This window comes from Dactylosporangium sp. NPDC000244 (assembly GCF_040300725.1).
In the GTDB taxonomy this organism is placed as follows: Bacteria; Actinomycetota; Actinomycetes; order Mycobacteriales; family Micromonosporaceae; genus Dactylosporangium.
On sequence record NZ_JBEPEH010000006.1, the window covers coordinates 238,174 to 257,922 of the forward strand.

The 19,749-nt window shown below is 75.2% G+C and carries 19 protein-coding genes; all 19 read left to right on the forward strand.

The features are described from left to right. The first annotated feature begins 27 nt into the window (after positions 1–27). The 19 genes from ABT369_RS10815 (at position 28) to ABT369_RS10905 (ending at position 19,723) form a co-directional block, all read left to right on the forward strand. Positions 28–1,035 carry a class I SAM-dependent methyltransferase gene (locus tag ABT369_RS10815; protein WP_350611525.1) on the forward strand — a complete coding sequence of 336 codons (1,008 nt, stop codon included), beginning with the start codon at positions 28–30 and terminating at the stop codon, positions 1,033–1,035. Positions 1,036–1,123: 88 nt separating this feature from the next. Continuing rightward, positions 1,124–2,260: a steroid 3-ketoacyl-CoA thiolase gene (locus tag ABT369_RS10820; protein ID WP_350611526.1), complete on the forward strand. Its 1,137-nt coding sequence runs from the start codon at positions 1,124–1,126 to the stop codon at positions 2,258–2,260. 50 nt (positions 2,261–2,310) lie between these two features. Then, positions 2,311–3,501, forward strand: a complete 1,191-nt coding sequence (locus ABT369_RS10825; protein WP_350611527.1) for a CaiB/BaiF CoA transferase family protein — start codon at positions 2,311–2,313, stop codon at positions 3,499–3,501. Positions 3,502–3,591: 90 nt separating this feature from the next. Further along, the gene (fabG, locus tag ABT369_RS10830) at positions 3,592–4,332 is read left to right on the forward strand and encodes a 3-oxoacyl-[acyl-carrier-protein] reductase (RefSeq protein ID WP_350611528.1); all 741 of its coding nucleotides are present in this window, start codon (positions 3,592–3,594) and stop codon (positions 4,330–4,332) included. After that, positions 4,329–4,760, forward strand: coding sequence for a 3-hydroxyacyl-ACP dehydratase FabZ family protein (locus ABT369_RS10835; protein WP_350611529.1), 432 nt, complete (start codon positions 4,329–4,331; stop codon positions 4,758–4,760). Before fabG ends, ABT369_RS10835 begins: the two co-directional genes overlap by 4 nt. Beyond that, positions 4,744–5,262 carry a 3-hydroxyacyl-ACP dehydratase FabZ family protein gene (locus ABT369_RS10840; protein WP_350611530.1) on the forward strand — a complete coding sequence of 173 codons (519 nt, stop codon included), beginning with the start codon at positions 4,744–4,746 and terminating at the stop codon, positions 5,260–5,262. Before ABT369_RS10835 ends, ABT369_RS10840 begins: the two co-directional genes overlap by 17 nt. After that, positions 5,259–5,510, forward strand: coding sequence for an acyl carrier protein (locus tag ABT369_RS10845; protein ID WP_350611531.1), 252 nt, complete (start codon positions 5,259–5,261; stop codon positions 5,508–5,510). Before ABT369_RS10840 ends, ABT369_RS10845 begins: the two co-directional genes overlap by 4 nt. Before the next feature lie 3 nt (positions 5,511–5,513). Then, positions 5,514–6,719 carry a beta-ketoacyl-[acyl-carrier-protein] synthase family protein gene (locus ABT369_RS10850; protein ID WP_350611532.1) on the forward strand — a complete coding sequence of 402 codons (1,206 nt, stop codon included), beginning with the start codon at positions 5,514–5,516 and terminating at the stop codon, positions 6,717–6,719. Beyond that, positions 6,716–7,807: a beta-ketoacyl synthase N-terminal-like domain-containing protein gene (locus ABT369_RS10855; protein ID WP_350611533.1), complete on the forward strand. Its 1,092-nt coding sequence runs from the start codon at positions 6,716–6,718 to the stop codon at positions 7,805–7,807. The genes ABT369_RS10850 and ABT369_RS10855 overlap by 4 nt, the downstream gene beginning before the upstream one ends. Next, positions 7,804–8,913 (forward strand): beta-ketoacyl synthase N-terminal-like domain-containing protein, encoded by a 1,110-nt coding sequence (locus ABT369_RS10860; RefSeq protein WP_350611534.1) that lies wholly within the window; start codon positions 7,804–7,806, stop codon positions 8,911–8,913. The genes ABT369_RS10855 and ABT369_RS10860 overlap by 4 nt, the downstream gene beginning before the upstream one ends. Next, positions 8,910–9,668, forward strand: coding sequence for a beta-ketoacyl synthase N-terminal-like domain-containing protein (locus ABT369_RS10865; protein ID WP_350611535.1), 759 nt, complete (start codon positions 8,910–8,912; stop codon positions 9,666–9,668). Before ABT369_RS10860 ends, ABT369_RS10865 begins: the two co-directional genes overlap by 4 nt. Continuing rightward, positions 9,665–10,456 carry an alpha/beta fold hydrolase gene (locus ABT369_RS10870; RefSeq protein WP_350611536.1) on the forward strand — a complete coding sequence of 264 codons (792 nt, stop codon included), beginning with the start codon at positions 9,665–9,667 and terminating at the stop codon, positions 10,454–10,456. Before ABT369_RS10865 ends, ABT369_RS10870 begins: the two co-directional genes overlap by 4 nt. Further along, complete coding sequence (locus ABT369_RS10875) at positions 10,453–11,391, forward strand: hotdog family protein (RefSeq protein ID WP_350611537.1); 939 nt, start codon at positions 10,453–10,455, stop codon at positions 11,389–11,391. Before ABT369_RS10870 ends, ABT369_RS10875 begins: the two co-directional genes overlap by 4 nt. Continuing rightward, positions 11,388–12,086 carry a 2-hydroxychromene-2-carboxylate isomerase gene (locus tag ABT369_RS10880; RefSeq protein WP_350611538.1) on the forward strand — a complete coding sequence of 233 codons (699 nt, stop codon included), beginning with the start codon at positions 11,388–11,390 and terminating at the stop codon, positions 12,084–12,086. The genes ABT369_RS10875 and ABT369_RS10880 overlap by 4 nt, the downstream gene beginning before the upstream one ends. Before the next feature lie 27 nt (positions 12,087–12,113). Further along, positions 12,114–12,848 (forward strand): class II aldolase/adducin family protein, encoded by a 735-nt coding sequence (locus ABT369_RS10885; protein WP_350611539.1) that lies wholly within the window; start codon positions 12,114–12,116, stop codon positions 12,846–12,848. Between the two features lie 11 nt (positions 12,849–12,859). Beyond that, on the forward strand, positions 12,860–15,658 hold the full coding sequence (locus ABT369_RS10890) for a cytochrome P450 (RefSeq protein WP_350611540.1): 2,799 nt from the start codon (positions 12,860–12,862) through the stop codon (positions 15,656–15,658). Next, positions 15,655–17,880, forward strand: a complete 2,226-nt coding sequence (locus tag ABT369_RS10895; protein ID WP_350611541.1) for an acyl-CoA dehydrogenase family protein — start codon at positions 15,655–15,657, stop codon at positions 17,878–17,880. Before ABT369_RS10890 ends, ABT369_RS10895 begins: the two co-directional genes overlap by 4 nt. After that, positions 17,877–18,473 (forward strand): NADPH-dependent FMN reductase, encoded by a 597-nt coding sequence (locus ABT369_RS10900; protein WP_350611542.1) that lies wholly within the window; start codon positions 17,877–17,879, stop codon positions 18,471–18,473. The genes ABT369_RS10895 and ABT369_RS10900 overlap by 4 nt, the downstream gene beginning before the upstream one ends. Next, on the forward strand, positions 18,470–19,723 hold the full coding sequence (locus tag ABT369_RS10905; RefSeq protein ID WP_350611543.1) for an MFS transporter: 1,254 nt from the start codon (positions 18,470–18,472) through the stop codon (positions 19,721–19,723). Before ABT369_RS10900 ends, ABT369_RS10905 begins: the two co-directional genes overlap by 4 nt. Positions 19,724–19,749: the final 26 nt, after the last annotated feature.

Consider the following 19,749-nt stretch of genomic DNA (forward strand, 5'->3'; position numbering starts at 1 on the left):
CTGGCCGGCCTGGCGACCGCGGAGCTGATGACCGTCTATCTCGGGCTGCGGCTCGGGCTGTACGAGGCCATGGCGGACGGGCCGCTGACGGCGGCGGGTCTCGCGGCCCGCGCCGGCGTCGACGGGCGCTACGCGCTGGAGTGGCTGGAGCAGCAGGCGGCGGCCGGGCTCATCGAGGTCGACGACGCCGGGCGGGCCGCCGCCGAGCGGGAGTACGCCCTGCCACCCGGCCACGCCGAGGCGCTGATCCGCTCCGGCGGCCCGAACTCGGTCGCCCCGATGGTCCTGCTGCCGGTGGGTGGCGTCGCCGGTGTCCTGCCGCGACTGCTGGACGCCTACCGGACCGGCGGCGGAGTGCCGTACGCGGCGTACGGCGACGACCTGCGCGGCGGCGACGGCGGGCTCAACCAAGCGGTGTTCCTGCGCCAGCTGCCCGGGTGGATCCGCCGGGCGCTGCCCGACGTGCACAGCCGGTTGGGCGCCGGTGCCGCCATCGCCGACGTCGCGTGCGGCAGCGGCTGGTCCAGCATCGCGCTGGCCCGCGCCTATCCGGCCGCCACCGTGCACGGCTTCGACCTCGACCCCGCCTCGGTGGCCGACGCGCGGGCCAACGCCGCGCAGGCGGGCGTCGCCGACCGGGTCAGCTTCGCGGTGCGCGACGCCGCCGATCCGCGGCTTGCCGGCCGCTACCAGCTGGTATGCCTGCTGGATGCGCTGCACGACATGGCCCGGCCGGTGCCCGTGCTGCGGGCGCTGCGGTCGCTGCGCGCCGAGCGCGACGGCTGCGTCCTGCTGATGGAGCCGCGGGCCGCCGAGCAGGCGGTCGCCCCGGCGGACGAGACCGAGCGCTTCCTCTACGCCGTCAGCGTCCTGCACTGCCTGCCGGTCGGACGCTTCGAGCAGCCGTCCGCGGCGACCGGTACGGTGCTGCGCCCGGCAGCGGTGGACGCGCTGGCCCGCGAGGCCGGCTTCGAGCGCGCCCACCCGTTGCCGGTCGAGCATCGGTTCCACCGGCTCTACCGGCTGACCGGCTGACCCGACCGCGCGCTATGCACAGTTGCGGGCCGGCCGGCCCGACAGTGGCATTGTCGGCGTCGCGGTGTCGCGTGCCACGCTGGCCCGCATGGCAGTACCGGTGATCGTCGAGGCGGTGCGTACCCCGATCGGCAGGCGCGACGGCTGGCTGTCCGGGCTGAGCGCCGTGCAACTGCTCCGGCACGCGCAGCAGGAGGTGCTGCGCCGATGCGGGCTTCCGCCGAGCCACGTCGAGCAGATCATCGGCGGCTGCGTGACGCAGATCGGCGAGCAGAGCCTGAACGTGACCCGCAACGCCTGGCTCGACGCCGGTGGCGATCCCGCCGTCGGATGCTCCACTGTGGACACGTCGTGCGGGTCTGGCCAGCAGGCCAACCACCTCGTGGCCGCGCTCATCGCGGCCGGTGCGATCGAGGTCGGCATCGCCTGCGGCGTCGAGTCGATGAGCCGCGTGCCGATCGGGGCGAACATCGTCAACGGGCCGGGCCACTACCTGACCGAGGACTATCCGTTCGACGACCCGCCGCGGATGCAGTTCGGCGGCGCCGAGCGGATCGCCCGGCGGGAGCACTTCACCCGCGCGCAGCTCGACGCGTTCGGGGTCCGGTCGCAGGTGCTCGCCGCGCGGGCCTGGGCCGAGGGCCGCTACGACCGGGAGGTGACGCCGGTCGACGCCGGCGGCCGGCTGGTGGCGCGGGACGAGGGCCTGCGGGAGACCACGGCGGAGGTGCTGGCCGGGCTGCGCCCGAACATGCGCGACGGGCTGCACACCGCCGCGACGTCGTCACAGGTCTCCGACGGCGCGGCCGCCGTGCTGTGGATGGCCGAGCACCGGGCCCGGGAGCTCGGGCTGCGGGCGCGGGCGCGGCTGGTGCACCAGGTCGTCACCGGGGCCGATCCCTACTACCTGCTGGACGGGCCCGTCGCGGCGACCGCGAAGGTACTCGCGCGGGCCGGCATGAAGCTGGACGACATCGACCGGTACGAGGTGAACGAGGCGTTCGCGGCGGTGGTGCTCTCGTGGGCCCGTCACCACGACGCCGACCCCGACCGGATCAACGTCAACGGCGGCGCGATCGCGCTCGGGCACCCGCTCGGCGCGACCGGGACCCGCCTGTTCGTGTCGGCGGTGCACGAGCTCGAACGCTCCGGCACCGAACACGCACTGGTGACGATGTGCTGCGGCGGCTCGCTCGGCACCGCCAGTGTCCTGCGGCGCGTGTAGGTCGCGTCCCGTTGATCAGCGCGGCGTAGCGCGCTCGGCCGAGGAGGATCATGGACCGCGAGGAGTTCTACCGGGAGGCACGCACCGACCTGACCGGGCCGCTGGCCGGCGTGCGCGTGCTCGACGTGACCAAGGTGTGGTCCGGCCCGATGGCCACCTGTGTGCTGGCCGACCTCGGCGCGGACGTGATCCGGGTCGAGATGCCGGGCAACCGGGACGGCCAGGTGCCGCCGCGGATTCCCGACACCGGGCTGTCGTGGTTCCGCGAAACGGTACAGCGCAACAAGCGCAGCGTCGCCCTCGACCTGCGGCGGGAGGCGGACCGTGAGACGCTTCTGCGCCTGATCCCGACCGTCGACGTGCTCGTCGAGAACTACAAGCCGGGCACCATGGACGGATGGGGCCTGGGCTACCGCGACTGCCGCGCGGTCCGCCCGGATCTGGTCTACGTCTCCATCTCGGGTTTCGGGCAGTACGGCCCGGACGCGCACCGCCCCGGCTACGACCCGGTCGTGCAGGCGACCTCCGGCTGGATGTCGCTCAACGGCGAGCCGGACGGCCGCCCGGTCAGAGCGCCGACGTTCCTGGCCGACGACGTGGCCGGGCTGCACGGCGCGATCGGCGCGCTGGCCGCGCTGCGCCACCGCGACCGCACCGGCGAGGGCCAGCACGTGGACGTGGCCATGCTCGACACCATGCTGTTCCAGAGCGCCGGATTTCTCACGCTCGGCGCGACCGGGGTGCCGATGCGACGGTGGGGCGACGAGGCCGAGTCCGTCGCGCCCGCCAACGGCTACGACTGCGCCGACGGCCAGATCTACCTCGCCGTCGCCCTCAACAAGCACTGGCGCGTGCTGGCGGAGCTGATCGGCCGGCCGGATCTGGCCCGGGCCCCCGGATTCGCCACCAACGACGAGCGGCTCGCCAACCGGGCGGCCGTCAACGCCGTGGTGGCGCGATGGTGCCACGAGCGGACGGCGGCGGACGCCGTCGCCCGGCTCTGCGCGGCCGGGCTGACCGCGACCCCGGTGCGGACGTTCGCCGACGCCGCCGAGGACCCCCACGTCCTCGAGCGCGAGATGCTCGCGCCGACCCGGCTGCACAACGGCAGCACCGCCCCCCTGACCGGCACCGCGGTGAAGTTCTCGCGGACGCCTACCCGGGTGCGGCACGGCGCTCCGGCGCCGGGGGCGGACACCGAGGAGATCCTCGGCGATATGCGGCTTGACGGTCACGTATGACATCGCCCGCCGCCTTCTGTCCGAGGCGCTCAAGACCTTATTACGTTGAGATATCTCGACACCGGCAGCGGCGGAACAAGAGGGAGAGCGATGTCCGAGCGACCCTGCGTCCTGATCAGCGGAGCCTCCAGGGGCATCGGCCGCGCGATCGCGCTGCGCCTGGCGGCTGACGGGTACGCCGTGGCCGGCTGCTACGCGAGCCCGGGGGAGCAGGCCGACAAGACCCGGGCGGAGGTGGCGGCGCTCGACGTGCCGACGCACTTCGCGCCGTGCGATGTGGCCGACGCGGCCGCCGTGGAGGCCTTCATCCACGACGCGCAGCGGCGACTCGGACCGCTGACCGCGGTGGTGAACAACGCCGGGATCAACCGGGACGCGCCGCTGGTGCTGATGCCGCCCGCCGACTGGGCCGACGTCGTGTCCACGAACCTCACCGGCACCTGGAACGTCTGCCGCGCCGCGGTCTTCGGATTCCTGAAGCGGGGCGGCGGCGCGGTCGTCAACATGTCGTCCGTCGCCGGCATCCACGGCAACGCCGGCCAGACGAACTACGCCGCCACGAAGGCCGGCATCATCGGCCTGACCAAGTCGCTGGCCAAGGAGGTCGCTTCCCGCGGCATCCGGGTCAACGCCGTCGCGCCCGGCTTCATCGAGACGGACATGACGACAGCGCTGCCCGAGCGCACCAGGAACAAGGCGCTGGAGCGGATCCCCATGCGCCGCTACGGGACGCCCGACGAGGTCGCCGCCCTGGTCGCGTTCCTGGTCTCGGCGCAGGCGTCATACGTCACCGGTCAGGTCTTCTCCGTCGACGGCGGGATCACGCTGTGACGGCGGCGAGCGCCGCGCCCCTGCGGGCCGCGGACCGGATCGACGTCATCGCCGGTGACCTGCGCCGCGACGACGTGCTCACCGTGCGCGCCGCGAAGCTGGTGGACCCGAGCGACCCGTACCTTCCCGGGCACTTCCCGGGTCTGACGCTGTTCCCCGGCGTATTTCTTCTGGAAACGCTGCGGCAGACGGTCGTGGGCGTGCTCGGCGAGGACCGCGGTGCGCTGCCGGAGCTCACCCGGTTGCGGTCGCTGCGCTGCCTGGCACCGCTGCGCGCCGGCGAGTGGTTCACGCTGACCTGCACGCTCACCCGCCACGACGACGGGCACCGGGCCGACGGCCGGTTCGAGCGCGGTGACGGGGTTCGGGCGGCGACGGTGCGCGCCGACTACGGCTATCCCGGGGGCGGCCGTGCTGACCCACGCTGAACTGCGGGCACTGCTGCCGCAACGCTGGCCGATGCTCCTGCTCGACCGGGTCGACGAGCTCGAGCCCGGGGTGCGGATCACGGCGGTGAAGGCGGTCACCGGCGCGGAGCCCTGCTACCAGGACCTGCCCGACGGCCTTGACGCCGACCGGTACGCCTACCCGTTCCCGCTCGTGCTCGAGTCGTTCGGGCAGGCCTGCGCGGTGCTGTGGCGTGCCTCCACTGCGGACGACCCCGGCGGCGTGCTCATGTTCGCCGCGGCGCGCGACTGCGTGCCGCGGGCCACCGTCAACCCCGGTGACGTCCTGCGCCACGAGGCCCGGCTGGAGCACGTGGTGCCCGGCACCGCCTTCGCCTGTGGCAGCACATGGGTCGGCGACCGGGAGGTGGCCACGTTCGGCTCCCTGGTGGCGGTGACCCGCCCGGCCGGGCAGATCGAGCCGCGTGGAGCAGGTCGACGAGCCGCTGAGATGACACCGAACCGAGGAGAGGAAGACAGATGAGCACGACGAGTCGTTTCGAGGAACTGCGTGAGATCGTCGCCGAGGTGCTCGAGGTGGAGCCCGAGGAGGTCACCGACGCCGGCGACTTCGCCGACGACTACGAGGCCGACTCGATCCGGGCCATCGAGATCCTGGCCCGGATCGAGAAGCTGTACAAGGTGGAGATCCCGCAGTCGGAGCTGCCGGAGATGCGCAACCTCAAGGCCACCTACGAGGTGGTCGCGCGGTACGCCGGCTGGCAGGACTGAGCGATGCACCCGGTCGTCGTCACCGGCCTGGGTCCGGTGTCCAGCGTCGGCATCGGCCGCCCCGAGTTCAAGCAGTCGCTGCTGGCCGGGCGGTCGGGCATCGGCCCGATCGAGAGCTTCGACACCCGGGGCTTCCCGTACGTCAACGGCGGCGAGGTGACCGGGTTCGAACCGCAGGCCCTGCTGGAACGGATCGAGCCCGCGCACTGGGGCCGCTCGGCGCTGTTCGCCGCGGCCGGGGCCCGGCTGGCGGTGCGCGACGGCGGCCTGGACCTGGATCGGGTCGACGCCGGTCGCGCCGCCGCCGTGATCGGCACCACCAGCGGCGAGTCGCAGGTCGTGGAGCGGATCACCGCTCAGCTTGTCGCCGGCGGGTTCCCCGCCGCGGACGCCGCGCTCTTCGGGCAGGCACCGGCCGGGCGGCTGGCCCACGCGGTCAGCGCGGAGCTCGGCCTGTGCGGGGAGTCGATGACGCTGGCGACCGCCTGCTCGGCGAGCAACTACGCCCTGGGGTACGCGCACGACCTGATCGCGACGGGGCAGGCCGACGTGGCGCTGGCGGGCGGCGCCGACTCGGTGTGCCGCTGGGCGCACGCCGGCTTCTACCGGCTCGGCGCGCTCACCGCCGACGCGTGCGCGCCGTTCGACCGCGACCGCTCCGGGATCCTGACCGGCGAGGGCGGCGCGGTGCTGCTGTTGGAGAGCGCCGGACACGCCGCGGCGCGCGGCGCCCACGTCTACGCCGAACTGCTCGGCTACGGCGTCAACTGCGACGCGCGGCACATGGTGGCTCCGGACGCGCCCACGATCGCCGCCTGCATGCGGATGGCGCACCGGCACGCGGGCATCAAACCGGACGACGTGGACTACATCTGCGCCCACGGCACCGGCACCCCCGCCAACGACTCCGTGGAGGCGACGGCCGTGCGGGACGTGTTCGGCGCGGCACCGCCTCCGATGAGCTCGATCAAGTCCATGCTCGGGCACACCATGGGCGCGGCCAGCGGCTTCGGCGCGATCGCCTCGGCGCTCGCCATCGCCGACGGGTTCCTGCCGCCCACCATCAACTGGCGCACGGCCGACGAGTCGCTCGAGGGCATCGACCCGGTGCCGAACCAAGCCCGGCCGGCCGCCGTCCGGGTCGTGCAGAACAACGGGTTCGCCTTCGGCGGCAACAACGCCATCGCCATCCTCGGGGCCGTCACATGACCGGGACCGTGATCACCGGCTTTGGTGTCCTCAGCGCCGCCGCGGTCGGGGCCGGGCCGCTCGTCGCCGCCGTGGCGCCGATCGGGCACGGCGCCGCCGCCGCGCCCCCCACGACCGCCGTCGACTGGTACGCCGAGCCGCTGCCCGCACCGGCCGCGGCCGTGGTCGAAGGCCTCGACTTCACCGCCCTGCTCGGCCGCAAGGGCACCAGCACCTTCGACCGGGCCACCGGGCTGGCTGTCGTCGCCTGCGGGCAGGCGTTGTCCGACAGCGGGCTCGCCGTGTCCGACGAGACCCGGCAGCGGATCGGCATCACGCTCGGCACCACCCTCGGCAGCCTGCGATCCACCAGCGACTTCAGCCGCGAGACCCTGGTGCAGGACAAGCCGTACCTGGTCAATCCGATGCTGTTCCCGAACACCGTGATGAACTGCGCGGCCGGGCAGGCAGCGATCCGCTTCGGGCTCAAGGGCGTCAACGCCACGGTCGCGGGCGGGGCCCTGGGGTTCCTGGGTGCCTTGCGGTACTCCACCAACGCGCTGCGCGCCGGCTATGCCGATGCCGTGCTGACCGGCAGCGTCGAGGAGTACACCCCGCACTCCGCCTGGGCGGCTCACCACGCACCCGGGGCGGTGCCCGGGGTGCCGACGGGTGAGGGCGCCGCCGTGTGTGTCGTCGAACGCGCCGAGGCCGCCCGCGCGGCCGGCCGGCACGTCGACGCCGAGGTGCTCGCCGCCACGGCCGGGTTCGCCGCGGCCGCGGACGCCTGGCCGGACGCGCTGGCCGGGTGTGTGCGCCGGGCGCTCGCGGCGGCGGGTGCCGCCCCGGCCCAGGTGACCCTGGTCGTCACGGCCGACCCCGCCGAGATCACCGCCGTCGCCGCCGCGCTGGACGGTTCCCGCTGCCAGACGCTGGCGGTGCGGGAGGTCTTCGGCGAGTGCCAGGCCGCCTCGGGCGCGTTGCAGGCCGCGACGGTCCTTGCCGTGCACCGCGGCGACCCGGCCCGCGACGGGCAGCTGGCGCTGGTCACCGGCCACACCCCGGACGGCGCCGTGGGAGCGGCGCTGTTGCGGGGGTGGAGCCGGTGAGCGTGCTGATCCTGGCCAGCGAGGTGCGTACCTGCCTCGGCGACGGCGACGCGACCTACGCCGCGCTGCTGGCCGGGCGGACCGGAGTCGCACCGCTGCGCGGCGTCGACGGCGCGCGGATCAACGTGCTCCACGGCTACGAGATCCCCGGCGCCGACCACGGCCGGCCGCTGCGGGCCGGCGCATGGCTGGCCCAGTGCGTGACCGCCGCGCTGCGCCGCGCCGGCGTCGATCTCGCGGCCGAACCCGCACGGCGGGTCACGGCCGTCGTCGGCACCGGGCTGCGTGAACTGTCCGCGGTCGAGGCCGGCGACACCCGGGCGGAGGACCTGCACTTCGCCGGCGTGGTTCGGGCCGCGGCGCCGGTGCTGGGCGAGGTGCTCACCATCGCCAACGCGTGCAGCGCGGCCGGGCACGCCCTCGCCCTCGGCCAGGACCTGCTGGAGCTCGGCGACGCCGACGTCGTGGTGGTCGGCGGCGCGGACGCCATGACCGAGTCGATGCTGGCGATGATCGGCCGGATGGCGGACGCGCCGACCGACCGGATCCGGCCGTTCGACGCGGACCGTCGCGGGGTCCTCCTCGGCGAGGGCGCCGCCGCCGTCGTGCTCGCCCGGGAGCCCTCGCCGGGCCGGCGGCCGGTCGGCCGGGTGCTGGCGACCGGGCTGTCCTGCGACGCCGAGCACGAGACCGCGCCGTCCGCGGACGGCATCGCGCGGGCGATGCGGGACGCCTACCACCGCGCCGGCCGGGCACCGTCCGACGTCGACCTCGTGGTCGCGCACGGCACCGGGACGGCACTCAACGACCCGGTCGAGGCCGGGGTCCTGCGCGCCGAGGTCGGCGGCCGGCCGCTGGTCACCGCCGTCAAGGGCGCCATCGGGCACACCTCCGGCGGATCGGCCCTGATGAGTCTCGACGTGGCGCTGCGCTGCCTGGCCGGCGGGCCGGTGCCGCCCGTCGTCGGGCTGCGCGAGCCCGCACCGGAGGCGCACGGCCTGCGGCTGGTGACCGGTGCACCGGCGCCCGGCCGGATTCGGCTGGCCCAGGTCGACGCGTTCGGCTTCGGCGGCGTCAACGCGGTCACGCTGGTGGCGGCGCCATGAACCTGACCGTGCTGGCCAGCGCCGTGTATCTGCCCGGGGACGACCCGGGCGCCCCGCCGCCGGAGCGGGCCCACGAGGTGCTCGGCCGCAAGGGACTGCTCGGCAAGGACGCCGCCACCCGGCTCGCGATCTGTGTCGCGCACCGGACCCTCGAGCGGCCCGACGGTGCACCCCGGCCGGCCGGGCCCGCCGACCCGCGGACCGCGGTCGTGGTCAGCTCCAACCTCGGCAACGTCGCCGCGGTCCGGGGCGTGGTGCGGACGGTGCGCGAGAGCGGTGGCCGTGGCGTGAGCCCGCTGCTCGCCCCGGTGTTGTCCAGCAATGTGATCGCGGCGGCGCTGGCCATCTGGTTCCGCTGGAGCGGGCCGAACCTGATGATCTGCTCGGGCGCCACCGGCGGGCTCGACGCGGTCGCGAGCGCCGCGCTGCTGCTGCGGTCCGGGCGGGCCGAGCGGGTGGTGGTGGTCGGCTGCGAGCCCGCCGACCCTGACGCGGCCGCCGTCTACGGACGCCCGCTGCGGGCCTGCGCCGCCTGCCTGATCCTGGCCCGCTCCGGGCCGGCCGGGAGTCCCCACGTCGGTGCGGTCCGTCCGGTCCTGGACGGCGGCGCCGCCGCAGACAGCTACGGCGCCGACGGTGTGCTGCGGGTCGCCGAGGCGGCCGCCGCCGTGCGCGCCGGGAGCTCGACCGGCCGGTTCGTGGTGTGCGGCGACGCCGCCGACGGGTGGCGCGGTGTGCGGGTGAGCGCGTCGTGAACCCCAGTGCGCAACCGCGTCCGTTGCGGGCCGGCGGCGACGGGCCGCTCGTCGCCTTCGTGCACGGCATGGAGGACGGCTGGGAAAGCTGGATGCCGCTGGCCGAGCGCCTTCCGGCGGGCTGGCGCGCGGTCGCGCTGGACCTGCCGTGGCGTTCCGGCAACGACTACCGCTGGCGGCACACCACCGCCGCCGACTGGGTGGGCCGCGGCCTCGCCGCTCTCGATGAGCCGGTCGCGGTGCTGGTCGGGCACTCGCTGGGGGCCACCGCCGTGCTGGGCCTGCTGGCCGGCCCGCAGGCCCCGGCCACCGCGCCGGACGCACGGGCGGTCCTGCTGGCGCCGTTCTACCGGCCACCGGAGGTCCCGGTCAGCTGGGCGGTGTTCGAGCGATGCCGCCGCGAGTTCGACGCGATCGTGACGCAGGGCCTCGGCCCTCGGCTCGGGCCGCGGGCGGCCCTGCTCGACCCGGACCTGCGTGAGCTGATCGTGGCCAAGATGGTCGAGCGGATCGGCCCGATCGGGTTCCTGACGCTGTTCGAGCACTTTCTCGCCACCGCGGAGCTGCCGCTGGGCTCGGTCCGGACACCGGCCCTCGTGCTTGCCGGCAAGGCCGATCCGTGCCTCGCCGGCGGCCGGGCCGAGGCACTGGCCCGGCGGATGCCGGCCGCCACGGTGCGCATCCGGCCCCACTACGACCACTTCTGCCACGTGGCGCAGGCCGCTGACGTGGCCGGCGAGCTCCTCGGGTTCGTCGCCGACCCGGCCTGGGAGGAGACCAGCGCATGACCACCGACACCACGACCGGCCCGGCCGTCGAGACGGTCCGGCTCGGCCGCCCGCGCTTCACCGGGGCCAACATCCGCACCTGGATCGGGTTCAAGCACTTCATGTACCTCGTCGAGGAGGCGATCCTGGAGTGGTTCCGGCGACAGGGCCAGGCGCCCGGCCGGCTGTACCTCGAGCACGGGCTGGGCCTGGAGATCGTGGACTCCTCGGTGCTCCTGCCGGCCGTGCTCGAGCTCGACGACGAGGTCACCGCGCTCGTGGCCCCGGCCGCCGGGGGCGAACCGGGCCGCTTCTCCGTGCGGCTCCTGGTCACCCGGGACGGGCGCGAGGTCAGCGTGCTGCGCGGGCGCGTGAGCGTCGTGCTGGTCGCCGAGAAGGACCCGCCGGGCAGCGCGCCCGCCGGTGCGCTGCGGCCGCTCGTGGTGGCGGAGGCCGGCGGCGGTGGTCCCGGCACCGCGATCACCGGTGATGTCGCCGCGACCCTCACCCCGCACGGCTCGACGGCCCTGCTCTGGTCGTGGCGCACGGCCTACCAGCACTGCCACTACTCCGACCGGGTCCAGCACTCGGCCTACGTGGCCGCGCTGGAGGACGTCGTCGAGCGGTTCCTGGCCGACCGCGGCATCTCGGTGCGCCGGATGCTCGCCGAACGGGCCTGGATACCGGTCGTGTCGCGCGCGCGGGTCACCCTGCTCGCCGACGTGCACATGGAGGAGACGGTGCACACGACGTTCGTGGTCACCGACGTGCTGCGCGGCACCACCTTCGACGGCCGGATGGACTGCTACGTGCGGCGCGGCGACCGGCTCGTGCACACCGCGACCGCCACCATCCTGCACGGCTACGCGATCAGCCGCGGACCCGGCGCCGGCCGGCTCGCCGAGCTCGACGCGCCGACCGTGGCCGCGCTCACCGGCGGGCCGGCCCGCCGATGACCAGCCGCGCACCCCGGGTGTACTTCTCGTTCCGCAGCCCGTTCAGCTGGATGGCGGTCCGGCGGCTGTGCGAGGCCGTGCCGGATGCGATGACGCGGCTGGAGTTCCGGCCGTACTGGGACCCCGACCCGCAGACCGAGGCGGCGCTCACCGAGCGCGGGGCGGAGTTCCATTACGTGCAGATGAGCCGGGCCAAGCACCGCTACATCCTGCTCGACACCAAGCGGCTGGCCGCCCGGGCCGGCCTGCGCATGGTCTGGCCGATCGACGTCGACCCCTGGTGGGAGCTGCCGCACCTGGCCTGGCTCAAGGCGCGGCGGCTGGGCCGGGCCGAGCAGTTCTACGCCGCGGCCACCGACGCCCGCTGGGAGCACGGCCGCGACATCTGCGAGCCGGTGACGCTGCGCGAGGTGGCCCGCGCCGCCGGGCTGGACGGCGACGAGCTCGCCGGCGCGGTCCACGACCCGGCGATCCGGGCCGAGGGCGTCGACTGCCTGGTCGCCGCGTACCACGACGACGTCTTCGGCATTCCGTACTGCATCGCCGGCCGGGACCGGTTCTGGGGCCTGGACCGGCTGGACGACTTCGTCGCGGCCTTGCACGCGCACCCCAGTCCCGAACCAGAGCGCGATGCCGGCCGGCCCGCACCCGCCGGTGCCGCCTACGACACCGACACGGCCGGCGGTTGCGGCTGATCGCAGCGGCGGAAGGAACGGCACGGTATGAGCACGAGAACGCCTGACCAGGAGCGGCTGTACCGCCGCCGGCAACTCGCGGCGGCCTTCCGGGTGTTCGCCGAGCACGGCTTCGACGAGGGCGTGGCCGGCCACATCACGGCCCGCGACCCGATCCTGACCGACCACTTCTGGGTCAACCCGTTCGGCACCCACTTCGGCGACATCCGCGCCGGCGACCTGCTGCTGGTCGACCACGCCGGCCAGGTGGTGCGCGGGACGGGCCGGATCAACCCGGCGGCGTTCGCCATCCACGCCGCCGTGCACGCCGCCCGGCCGGACGTCGTGGCGGCGGCACACGCCCACTCGACGTTCGGCCGAGCCTGGTCCGCGCTCGGCCGCCCGCTCGACCCGATCACGCAGGACGCCTGCGCGTTCTTCGAGGACCACACGGTCTATCGCGACTTCACCGGCGTCGTGCTGGACCTGGACGAGGGCAAGCGGATCGCGGCGGCGCTCGGCGGGGCGAAGGCGACGATCCTGCGCAACCACGGCCTGCTCACCGTCGGGCACAGCGTGGGCGAGGCCGCGTGGTGGTTCGTGGCGATGGAGAGCTGCTGCCAGGTGCAGCTGGCCGCCGAGGCGGCCGGAACGCCCGTCCGCATCGACGCCGCCGAGGCCCGGGCGACCCGGGAGACCGTCGGCGGCCACGACATCGGCCGGTTCAGCTTCGGCCCGCTCTACCGCCACGCGGTGCGCCGGGACCCGGGGCTGCTCGACTGAGGAGGAACGAGATGGCAGAACTGGTACGCAGGGCCGCCGCGGTCTCCGGCGAGCAGTGGGCCGTCGTCGACGACCATTCGCCCCGGCAGTCCTGGACCGCGCTCGACGAACGGGTGAACCGCTGGGTTCACCTGCTGCGCGCGCGGGGCCTGGGGACCGGGGACCGCGTGGCCGTCTTCGCCGGCAACCGGCGCGAGGTCGTCGAGGCGGTGCTCGGCTGCCTGCACGCCGGGGTCACGTTCGTGCCCGTGAACTGGCACCTGACCGCGGGCGAGGTCGCCTACCTGCTCACCGACTCGCAGTGCCGCGGACTGGTCGTGGACCGGGCCCGCGCGGCGACCGCGGCGGCCGCGTTGTCCAGCGCCGCGATCCGCCCCGACCTGTGCGTGGTGACCGGCGGACCGGATGGCCTCGAGGGCTTCGAGGGGCTCGAGGCGCTGCTGGACGCCCAGCCCGGCGACGAGCCCGCGCAGCAGTGCTCGGGCGCGACCATGCTGTACACCTCCGGCACCACCGGCAACCCGAAGGGCGTGGTCAACGGGCTGCTCGTCGCCGGCGCTCCGCTCAGCCGGGTCGATGTGCTCGTCCAGCGGTTGCAGGCCGGCCTCGGCGTCGACCGTGGCGGCCGCGCGCTGCTCGCCGGCCCCTGGTACCACTCGGCGCAGTTGTTCTTCTCGCTGTTCCCGCTCCTGGGCGGGTGCCGGTTGGTCATACACGACGGATTCGACCCGGCCCGGGTGCTGACCGCGATCGACGAGCACGGCATCACCAGCAGCCACCTCGTGCCGACCCAGTTCATCCGGCTGCTGCGCCTGCCGGCCGAGGCCCGGGCGGCGTTCCGCGGCGCGACGCTGCGCCGGGTCTGGCACGGCGGCGGGCCGTGCGCGATCGACGTGAAGCGGCAGATGATCGAGTGGTGGGGCCCGGTGCTCACCGAGTACTACGCGGCCACCGAGGGCGGCATCGCCACCGTGATCGACTCGGCGGGCTGGCTGAGCCGGCCGGGCAGCGTCGGGCGTGCCGCGCCGCCGAACGAGCTGGTCGTGGCGGGCGCCGACGGCACGCCGCTGCCCGCGTTCGCCGAGGGCACCGTCTACCTGCGCCGGCCGGCGGACAATGACTTCCACTACCACGGGGCGCCGGAGAAGACCCGCGACGCACACCTGGCGCCGGGCACGTTCACCTACGGCGACACCGGATACCTCGACGACGACGGCTACCTGTTCCTCACGGGGCGGCGGGCGGACACGATCGTCTCCGGCGGGGTCAACGTCTACCCCGCCGAGGTGGAGGCCGTCCTGCAGACGCACCCGGCGGTGCGCGACGCGGCCGTCTTCGGCATCGCCGACGACGAGTTCGGTGAACGGGTGACGGCCGCCGTCGCGGTGGCGCCGGACGCCCCCGCCGCCACGGCGTTGTTCGAGCAGCTGGACCGGCACTGCCGCGCCCGGCTCGCCGGGTTCAAGGTGCCCCGGCAGTACCGGGTGGTCGGCTCCGTGCCCCGCGAGCCGACCGGCAAGCTCCGCCGCCAGGTGCTGCGGGACCGGCTGGCCGCCCCGGACCCGCTGCTCGCCGATCCGGCGACGTACGCGACCGGTGTCCCGCACGACGAGTTCCGGCGCCGGCGGGCCGAGTCGCCGGTGGCGTGGGCCGGCGAACCGCCCCTGCGCCGGCACCGCGGCGGCACCGGCACGCACACCCGCACCGGCGCCGGGTTCTGGGCGGTGACCGGGCACGCCGCCGTCGTGGCGGCCTCCCGGGACACCGCGACGTTCTCGTCGGCGGCCGGGGGCGCCTTCCTCGCCGACCCGCAGACCCCCGAGCAGCTGGAGCGGGCCCGGCAGCTGCTGGCCAACATGGACGCCCCCGAGCACACCCGGTTGCGGCGCCTGGTGAGCACCGCCTTCGGCCCGCGTTCGGTGCGCGCCCTGCGCCGGTCGATCCGGCAGAACGCGGCCGAGGTCGCCGACGCCGTGCTCGCGGCCGGGGAGTTCGACGCCGTCGCCGACCTTGCCGCGGAGCTGCCGCTCATCGTGCTGGCGGACCTGTTCGGCATGCCGAGGGCCGACCGCGGGCTGCTGCTGCGCTGGAGCAACCACCTGGTCGGCTTCGACGACCCGCGATTCGGCGGAGGCGACGTCGCGGTGTACCGCGACACGTTCGCGGAGGCTTCCGACTACGTACGCCGGCTCGCCGCGCACCGCCGCGCCCACCCCGCCGAGGACGTGGTGAGCCTCCTGGCCAACGCCGAGGTCGACGGGCGGCGCCTCACCGACCAGGAGCTGTGCCAGTTCTGGATGCTGCTGGTGGTGGCCGGCAACGAGACCACCCGGCATGCGATCTCGGGCGGGCTGCTCGCGCTCACCGAGCACCACCGGCAGCGGGACCGCCTGGTGGCCGACCCGGCCCTGCTGCCCACCGCCACCGAGGAGATCCTGCGGTGGGTCACACCGATCATGCAGTTCCGGCGTACCGCCACCGCCGACACCGAGTTGGCGGGGCAGCCGATCGCCGCCGGGGACAAGGTCGTCCTCTACTACATCTCGGCCAACCGCGACGAGGCCGTGTTCGAGCGGCCGGACGACTTCGACGTGGGCCGCCAGCCGAATCCGCACCTGGCGTTCGGCGTCGGCGCGCACTTCTGTCTCGGCGCCGCGCTGGCCCGTGAGGAGCTCTCGACGATGCTCGAGTTCCTCCGCCCGCACCTGTCGCGCCTGGAGCTGACCGCGGCGCCGACCCGGCTGCAGTCCAACTTCATGAACGGGCTGACGGCGATGCCGGTCCGCTTCACGCCGGAGCGCCCGCGATGACCGCCGCCGAGTTCCGCGCGGCCGCCCGGGACTGGCTGGCCCGGCACGCGGACACGCCCTGGGGCGAGGGGCTGGACGGCGCTCGCCGGTTCCAGCGCGCGCTGCATGCGGCCGGGTTCGCGGGCATCGACTGGCCGGTCGAGTACGGCGGCCGGGGTCTCGGCGCCGACGACGAGCTGGCGTTCGCCGCGGAGTCCGCCGGCTACGACCTGCCCAGCGAGCCGTTCACCATCGGGCTGCGGATGGTCGGGCCGACGCTGCTGGCCTTCGGCACCGAGCCGCAGCGCCGCCGGTACCTGCCGTCGCTGCTGCGTGGCGAGGAGATCTGGTGCCAGCTGATGTCCGAACCGGGCGCCGGCTCCGACCTCGCGGCGCTGGCGACCCGGGCCGAGCCCGACGGCGACGACTTCGTGGTCACCGGCCAGAAGGTGTGGACGTCCCGCGGACAGTGGGCGGACCTCGGTGTCCTGCTCGCGCGCACCGACCCGCGGGCGCCCAAGCACCACGGCATCACGATGTTCGTGGTCGACATGCACGCGCCGGGCGTGACGGTGCGGCCACTGCGCGACCTCGCCGGGCGGGACGTCTTCAACGAGGTCTTCCTCGACCGGGTCCGGGTGCCGGCGGGCCGGATCATCGGCGAGCGCGACGGCGGCTGGGCCGTGGCCATGGCCATGCTCACCCACGAGCGGCAGTCCAGCGCGGCGATGCTGCGTGCCTCCGGCACCACGATCACCGCGGCCCAGCTCGCGCGGGCGGCCACCGGCGACCGGGCGATCGCCCTCGATCGGGTCGGCCGGGTGCGCGTGCACGAGAACGCGCTCGCGTCGCTGCGGGCCGAGCTGGCCGCCGCCGCGCGGTCCGGCGTGGAGCTGGGCGCCCGCGGCTCGGTGGCCAAGCTGGCCTGGGCGGCACTCGACCGGCTGGCCGCCGAGACCGCGTCGGAGGTGGCCGGCCCCGGTGTGGTCGCCCGTTGCGGGCGGCCGGGGGAGGCGGACCTCGCGACCGCCGTCGGCGTCGCGCTGTCGACCGGCATCGCCGGCGGTACCGATGAAATCCAGCGCAATATCGTCGGGGAACGGCTTCTCGGCCTGCCCCGCGACGGCGACACCGCCACCCGGCCCGCCGCGGCGCCGACGTCGGCCGGCAGCGCCGAGCTCGACGCGCTGCGCGACGCGGTGCGCCGGTTGCTCACCCGGCACGCGGCCATGCCGCAGGTGCGGGCGGTGGCCGACGGCTGGCACGGCTGGGACCGTCTGCTGTACAAGCGCCTCGCGAGCGAACTGGACCTCGTCGGGCTGGCGGTGCCGGGCCGGTTCGGTGGCAGCGGGGCCGGCTGGCGGGAGGCCGGCGTGGTCTGCGCCGAGCTGGGCCGGGCGCTGGCGCCGGTGCCGTACCTGACCGTGGTCCTCGCCGCGCAGGCCCTGGTCGCCAGCGGCGACGAGCGGTCCGCGGCCGAGCTGCTGCCGCCCATCCTCGCCGGGGCGACCGTGGCGGTCTGGGTCCGCCCGCCGGACGGCGCGGTGACCGCGAGCGGAGACCGGCTGACCGGCGTGGTGCCGCTGGCCGCGGACGCGCTGGCCGCGGACGTCCTGGTCCTGCCGGCCGGCGGCGACGACGGTCCCGGCCTGTACGTGCTCTCGGCGCGCGGTCCCGGAACGCGCCGCGACCGGCTCGAGGCGCTCGACCCGACCCGCCGGCTGGCCCGGCTCGAGTTCACCGGGGCCCGGGCCCGCAAGCTGTCCTGCACCGATCCGGCGGGGGCGACCGGCCACCTCGACGACCTCGCCGCGCTGCTGCTCGCGGCCGAACAGTACGGCGGGGTCGCCGAATGCGTGCGGATGGCGGTCGCGTACGTCAAGGAGCGTACGCAGTTCGGCCGCCCGATCGGCGCGTTCCAGGCGGTCAAGCACCGCTGCGCGGATCTGCACGTCGTCGCGGAGCAGGCCGGGGCGCTCTGCCGGCACGCGGCGACCGTCGCCGACACCGCACCGCACGAGCTGCCGGAGGCGGCGGCGAGCGCCAAGGCCTACCTCGCCGAGCACTACCGGCGGGTGGCGGCCCAGACCGTGCACCTGCACGGCGGTCTCGGCTTCACCTGGGAACACGACGCCCACCTGTACCACAAACGGGCGCTGACGTCCGCCGTGCTGCACGGCGACGCGACCGGACACCGGCTGCGCATCGCCGCCCGGCTCGGCCTGACCGGGGAGGCCGGATGACGGTACGGGAGATCGCCGGCACGCCGCGGGTGGTCCTGCTGGCGGGCTCGCTCAGCGCGCACTCCAGCGCGGACCGGCTGGCCCGCTGGTGCGCCCGCCGGTGCGTGGCGGCGGGCCTGCCCTCCGCCGTGTTCAGCGGGACCGACCTGGAGTTCCCGTTCTACCGGCCGGGCCGCACGGAGCCGCGGTCCCGCGCCTTCCTGGACGCTCTGGCCGGAGCGGACGGCGTGGTGCTGCTCTCGCCCGCCTACCACGGTGCGCCGAGCGGGCTGCTGAAGAACGCCCTCGACTACGTCAACGAGCTCGCCGACGACCCGCGGCCCTACCTGCACGGCCGGGCGATCGGATGCGTCGGTGTGGCCGGGGGCGACCAGGGCGCGCACTCGACGGTCGCGTCGCTGCGGACCATCGGCCACGCGCTGCGCGGCTGGCCGACCCCGCTGGGGGTGACGCTCGCCCGGGAGCGCGCGGCGTTCACCGACGACGGATCGCCCGCCCACCCGAGCGCGGTCGCCGATCTGACGGTGATGGTCGAACAGGTCCTGACCATGGTTCGCTGGGCGGCCCGCGAGCAGGCGGACGCGGTGCTGTGACCGGCACCGCGACCGATCCTGCCGATCCTGCCGCTGCTGCCGCTCCGGTCGTCCTGCGCCGCAACCGGGATTTCACGCTGCTGTGGCTCGGGCAGGCGGCCTCGCAGCTCGGCTCCGGTATGTCCGCGGTCGCCTATCCGCTGCTGGTCCTGGCCCTCACCGGCTCGGCGGCGCTGGCCGGCACCCTCGCGGCCGCGGTCACCGCGGCCACGGTGCTGGCACGATACCCGGCCGGCGTGGTCGTCGACCGGTGCAGCCGCCGCGCTGTGCTGGTGTCCTGCGACGCCCTGCGGGCCGTGACCCTGGCCGCGCTCGGCATCGCCGTGCTGACCGGCCACGCGGGGTTTCCCGCCGTCCTGGCCGCCGCGCTCGTCGAGGGAGTCTGCGCGGCGTTCTTCGCCCCGGCCGAGCTGGCCGCGGTGCGCCACGTCGTCCCGGCCCCGGCGGTGGCGGCGGCCGCGGCCGGCAACCAGGCCCGTGGTCACCTCGCGGGCCTGCTGGGCAATCCGGCCGGCGGTGTCGCGTTCGGGATCTCCGCCGCCCTGCCGTTCCACCTCGACGCGGTCTCCTACCTGGTGTCCCTGCTGTGCGTCGCGGGCATCCGCACGCCACTGCGCGCGCCGCGGCGGCCGGACCCGGGCCCGGATCGAGTGTCCGGAACCGAGATGCTGGCCGGCGTGCGCTGGCTGTGGCGGCACCGGTTCCTGCGGGCGACGCTGCTCTGGAGCGCCGCCGTCGCCGTCGTCTACAGCTCGATGGGGCTGCTCGTCGTGGTGCTCGCGCACCAGCGCGGCGCCGGGCCGGGCGGGATCGGCGTGATGCTCGGGATGGGCGGCGTGGGCGGCCTGCTGGGGGCCGTGGCCGCGCCGTGGCTGCTGCGGCGCCTGTCCGCGCGCGCCGTCGTGCTCGGCTTCGGCTGGTGCGGCGCGGCGAGCGTGGGGCTGCTGCTCGTGGCCGGCTCGCCGTGGACGATGGGGGCGCTGGCCGCCGTCGCGTACTTCCCGGCGCCCGCGCTCGTGGCCGGGATCCAGGCGCGCATCGCCACCGAGGCGCCCGATGCGTTGCTGGGACGGGTCAGCAGCGCGGCGAGCCAGCTGGCCGCGGTCGCCACGCCGGCCGGGCCGCTGCTCGCCGGACTGCTGCTCGGCCTGGCCGGTGCGGTGGCCACCGTGTGGTGCTACGCGTCCGTGATGGTCCTGCTCGCCGTGGTCGCGATGGCGAGCCCGGGGCTGCGATCGGGCAATGGGTAGAAGCGGCCGCGCAAATGCATAGACGA

What these genes read in the sequence shown, in the direction of transcription:
- ABT369_RS10815 (WP_350611525.1), top strand. Translation starts at nt 28, where the DNA reads ATGACCGTCTATCTCGGGCTGCGGCTCGGGCTGTACGAGGCCATGGCG.
- ABT369_RS10820 (WP_350611526.1), top strand. Translation starts at nt 1,124, where the DNA reads ATGGCAGTACCGGTGATCGTCGAGGCGGTGCGTACCCCGATCGGCAGG.
- ABT369_RS10825 (WP_350611527.1), top strand. Translation starts at nt 2,311, where the DNA reads ATGGACCGCGAGGAGTTCTACCGGGAGGCACGCACCGACCTGACCGGG.
- fabG (WP_350611528.1), top strand. Translation starts at nt 3,592, where the DNA reads ATGTCCGAGCGACCCTGCGTCCTGATCAGCGGAGCCTCCAGGGGCATC.
- ABT369_RS10845 (WP_350611531.1), top strand. Translation starts at nt 5,259, where the DNA reads ATGAGCACGACGAGTCGTTTCGAGGAACTGCGTGAGATCGTCGCCGAG.
- ABT369_RS10850 (WP_350611532.1), top strand. Translation starts at nt 5,514, where the DNA reads ATGCACCCGGTCGTCGTCACCGGCCTGGGTCCGGTGTCCAGCGTCGGC.
- ABT369_RS10855 (WP_350611533.1), top strand. Translation starts at nt 6,716, where the DNA reads ATGACCGGGACCGTGATCACCGGCTTTGGTGTCCTCAGCGCCGCCGCG.
- ABT369_RS10865 (WP_350611535.1), top strand. Translation starts at nt 8,910, where the DNA reads ATGAACCTGACCGTGCTGGCCAGCGCCGTGTATCTGCCCGGGGACGAC.
- ABT369_RS10875 (WP_350611537.1), top strand. Translation starts at nt 10,453, where the DNA reads ATGACCACCGACACCACGACCGGCCCGGCCGTCGAGACGGTCCGGCTC.
- ABT369_RS10880 (WP_350611538.1), top strand. Translation starts at nt 11,388, where the DNA reads ATGACCAGCCGCGCACCCCGGGTGTACTTCTCGTTCCGCAGCCCGTTC.
- ABT369_RS10885 (WP_350611539.1), top strand. Translation starts at nt 12,114, where the DNA reads ATGAGCACGAGAACGCCTGACCAGGAGCGGCTGTACCGCCGCCGGCAA.
- ABT369_RS10890 (WP_350611540.1), top strand. Translation starts at nt 12,860, where the DNA reads ATGGCAGAACTGGTACGCAGGGCCGCCGCGGTCTCCGGCGAGCAGTGG.
- ABT369_RS10895 (WP_350611541.1), top strand. Translation starts at nt 15,655, where the DNA reads ATGACCGCCGCCGAGTTCCGCGCGGCCGCCCGGGACTGGCTGGCCCGG.
- ABT369_RS10900 (WP_350611542.1), top strand. Translation starts at nt 17,877, where the DNA reads ATGACGGTACGGGAGATCGCCGGCACGCCGCGGGTGGTCCTGCTGGCG.